Genomic DNA, 4,310 nt, shown 5'->3' with positions numbered 1-4,310 from the left:
CCCTGTTCCCTGTTCCCTGTTCCCTGATCACACAAGTAAATTCACAGAATCAAACCGGATTCCTATAGAAAGGTAGTTATCAAGCCGCATTCAGTCGGCAGCAACTGGGATAACTGAGGGATATAGACTGAAACTCTCTATAGAATCTCTGCGTCTTTAGACCGGAGAGTGTCAACGCATCTCAATACCTTTCCATAGGGACAGGCAAGACTTCGACAAGCTCAGTCCAAGGATGCCTATCCCACAAATTAACTAATTTTGAGCAATACCTTCTTCCCGTGCGGCTTGTTGGACAGCAGCAGCCACAGCAGTAGCAACACGCCGATCAAAGACAGAAGGAATAATATGTTCCCGATTCAAGTCCGAGGGTTTAACTAAAGATGCGATCGCATTGGCAGCTTCCAAACACATATTAGTAGTAATCGTCCTAGCCCGACAATCTAAAGCCCCACGAAACACCCCAGGAAACGCCAGGACGTTATTGATTTGGTTGGGGTAGTCACTTCGACCCGTAGCCATGATAGCGACGTTTTTAGGGGCTAATTCGGGTTGAATTTCGGGAATGGGATTAGCCATTGCAAACACAATTGCATCCTTCGTCATTCCCTGTACCATTTCTGGGGTTAAAACTCCCGGTGCGCTGACACCAATAAACACATCTGCACCTTGAACTGCACCAGCTAAAGTTCCTTGGGCTTTAACAGCAAATTCCAGTTTTTCAGCGGTTAAATCGGTGCGATTATGGGAAATAATTCCCTTAGAATCACACATCAAAATGGTTTCTGCACCAGCTTTGCGGAGTAACCGAGCGATCGCTACCCCAGCCGCACCTGCACCATTAATCACAATGCGGATATCTGCAAGGGATTTCTGCACGAGTTTGAGAGCATTAAACAAAGCCGCTAAGGTGACAATGGCTGTACCATGTTGGTCATCATGAAAAATCGGGATATTTAATTCCGCCCGCAGTCTTTTTTCAATTTCAAAACAGCGGGGGGCAGCGATATCTTCCAAATTTACACCACCAAAAACCGGGGCGATATTTTTAACTGCTTTGACAATCTCATCTGTATCTTGAGTATCTAAACAAATGGGAAAAGCATCCAGTCCAGCAAATTCCTTAAACAGCATCGCTTTCCCTTCCATCACGGGTAAAGCCGCCGCTGGTCCCAAATTGCCTAAACCTAATACTGCACTACCATCAGTGACGATCGCCACCGTGTTCTGTTTGATAGTCAGATTATATACTTCCTCTGGATTTTCGGCGATCGCCTTACAAATGCGACCAACTCCGGGAGTATAAGCCATAGCTAAATCAGAAACACTTTTGAGCGGAATTCTACTCACAATACTGATTTTGCCACCGCGATGCAAATTAAAGGTGCGGTCATAAACATCAATTACCTGAATATCTGATAATCCCTTCACCGCTTGGACAATAGTTTCCGCGTGTTCCGTACTCGCCGCATCAACAGTCAGATCACGGATAGATTCTTGACGGCTTTGTTCAATTAAATCAATTTGTCCGAGATTACCACCAGTGGCAGCGATCGCTTGAGTAACAGAAGCTAACATCCCCACCCGATTGGGAATTTGTAAGCGCAATGTCACACTAAAACTAGAATTAGGAGTAAGATTTTCCATGTGTGCTAATCTCTGTTTTGAATTTTAGATTTTATAGTGAATTGCTACGGGAAATTTTATTTTCCCAAAAAACCCGTGTCATCCAAAATCAGATTTCCAGAATTATTGACCGCAGATAAACGCAGATAAACGCAGATGAATATGGATGAATTCATGGATTTTCCATATTTATCTCTTTTTGAGCAATATAAGTCCCTGGACAGTTAAGTAGGTGAACACAATAAAACCAAACTGTGCAAAGAAACGTAAAATCGCCCAAACCCTCTTCACTCTTGCCTCTTGCCTTTTGCCTTGCCATAACGACAATTTTCAACGCCAACCTGCTTATGGTGTTGGAGATAAGTTGCCGAAAAAGTCATAATAATCTAAAGCTTCCAAAATCCCCCAAGCATAATTTCCTTCAGCAAAGTAAATCTGTGGTAAACCGCGCAGCTTTTCCACTTCCTGACTGTGATTTCCCACCACCACTGCCAAAGTATTACCAGCTAACATAGATTCATCATTACCCGAAGCCCCAGCCACCAAAAAGCGTTGCACAGGCAACCCCCACTTTAGAGCCACATAACGAATAGCATCCCCCTTAGAGGCTCGGATAGGCAATAAATCAAGATACATATTATGGCTATAAAATCCCTTCACATGAAGACGATGTTGGCGCAAACGACGGATAATTTCACGGACACTAGGTGATTTTGCCTCATCCACAAAATAGCTAACCTTAAACTTACCCTGAGCATCAGCCGATTGCAATTCTACCCCAGGAATATCCTGCATCACTTTCCGAATTTCTGACCGTTGCCAATGGTAAGAAATATGTCTTTTCCAACTTGTATCTGTGACTATCTGCGGACCGTAGTAAATTTCACTTCCTGCCGATGTAATTAGCAAATCTGGCATGGGAAAACGCCATTCCTCCAGCATACTTAAGGTACTTTTCAGACTGCGCCCTGTAGCAATACCGACTCCAGTTGTATTCCCTTGATCACGAATCCTCTGAATTAACTTTTCTAAAGCTTCCTGATCACCTAATAGAGTATTATCAATTTCACATACCAAAAACCGATCAGCCGTTGGTAGGTGATTAGTCTCCGATATATTCCAATCGGGATGTTCATCTGCGGGGGATTTAACAAGCGGACTTAACAGAGATTGAATGCGTTTTTGGGGCAATAATCGGTGAACTTGTTCGAGATAATGCTCTACGTGACTATCCCAAGAAAAATGTTGGCAAACATTAATCATGCCATTCTTAGACCATTGTTGCCATTGTTCTGGATTGGTGAGAGCTACTCGCAAAGCATTTTGGATATCTTGAATATTCAAAGGATCAATTAATAATCCATTCTGACAAGCCGCGAGAATATCTCTTGGACCACCATCAGCCGTAGCAATGATAGGGACACCACAGGCGCTCGCTTCAATTAATGTCAGTCCAAATGGCTCTGTTAAAGCTGGGTTGATAAACACTCCTTGGGTTTTCGCCGTTAACCGATATAAATCTGGTACATCATCTGCATGATGATGTTTAGGATAAGCAACATGACCATAAAGATCATAGCGGTCTATTAATTGCAATATCTCTAAAAATACTTGACGCGGACCCGATTCCATTGCCAAAATATCGTCTCTTTTGCCTAAAATTAGCACCAAGTTAGCTAATTGGCGCAGTTCGGGATCTTCCCCATAAGCTTTAATTAAACTACTGACATTTTTACGGATAGCTGGGCGAGAAATCGCCATAATTATAGGCTTTTGTATGTCTTTGAGAAACTTCTCTAATTCCTGTTGAATAGGCGGATTTTGCCAATTATCTGCGGCTGGATAAAAACGCTCTAAGGTGACACCTGGAGGGATGACTACCATACGTTCGGGTTGATAGTGATCGTAAACGCTATACTGCTCTTCAACTTCTTGATGAGTGCTGGCTATAACTAAAGCTGCACTTCCCAGAGTGATTTCTTCCGCCTCTATTCTTGTACTAATATGAAAATTTTCTTCAATAGTTTTCTGTTTAGTCCCATGTTCTAATAATCTTTGTTGTTTGATGCGTCCCAGGGAGTGACCCGTATGGACTAAAGGTATACCTAACCAACCCGCAACCCTAGAACCTACGTATCCAGCATCAGCATAATGTGTATGAATAACATGAGGAATTTTGCCGATTTTGCGAATGTGTTTGAGTAATTCATCTGCAAATGTATCTAAATGTGGCCAAAGAACTTCTTTGCGGAGGTAGCGTTTGGGACCACAGGCGATGCGAATAATTTGGGCTTTATCTGCGAGAATTTCGACTGGTTGAGCATAATCAGGGCTAACTTTGGGATCATTTACCAACCGGGTTACTAAATCAACTCTTGCGACTTGGGGATTTTTAGCTAATGTGCAAGCCAGTTCGACCGCGTATTTGGTTTGTCCACCAGTGTCAGCATCTTTACCTAACTCTAGATTGTTACCACGAATTAAACCATGAACGCTGACGAGCAAAATATACAACCCTGGGTCATTTGTCACAGTGTTGATTCCTCCATAATTAGCCATAAATCAGACGTTTTTGCGTGATTTGTTATAGTTATAGCAGGGAATAGGGAACAGGGGAAGTTGGGGGAGTTGGGGGAGTTGGGGGAGTTGGGGGAGTTGGGGGAGTTGGGGGAGTTGGGGGAGTTGGG

The 4,310-nt window shown here is 43.2% G+C and carries 2 protein-coding genes; both read right to left on the bottom strand.

The window, feature by feature from the left end; genetic code table 11:
* Positions 1 to 252: 252 nt before the first annotated feature.
* A complete protein-coding gene (locus FJR37_RS11590) occupies positions 253 to 1,644 on the bottom strand; it encodes a malic enzyme-like NAD(P)-binding protein (RefSeq protein WP_039201727.1) in 1,392 nt (463 codons plus the stop codon).
* 324 nt (positions 1,645 to 1,968) lie between these two features.
* Positions 1,969 to 4,155: an HAD-IIB family hydrolase gene (locus tag FJR37_RS11585; RefSeq protein WP_039201735.1), complete on the bottom strand. Its 2,187-nt coding sequence runs from the start codon at positions 4,153 to 4,155 to the stop codon at positions 1,969 to 1,971.
* Positions 4,156 to 4,310: the final 155 nt, after the last annotated feature.

The sequence above is a fragment of the Aphanizomenon sp. UHCC 0183 genome, from assembly GCF_009712065.1.
GTDB classification, from domain to species: domain Bacteria; phylum Cyanobacteriota; class Cyanobacteriia; order Cyanobacteriales; family Nostocaceae; genus Dolichospermum; species Dolichospermum heterosporum.
This window is presented reverse-complemented; position numbering and strand designations above follow the sequence as displayed.

Excerpts from the sequence above, each read along its gene's own strand:
- FJR37_RS11590 (WP_039201727.1), bottom strand. The coding sequence starts at position 1,644 with ATGGAAAATCTTACTCCTAATTCTAGTTTTAGTGTGACATTGCGCTTA.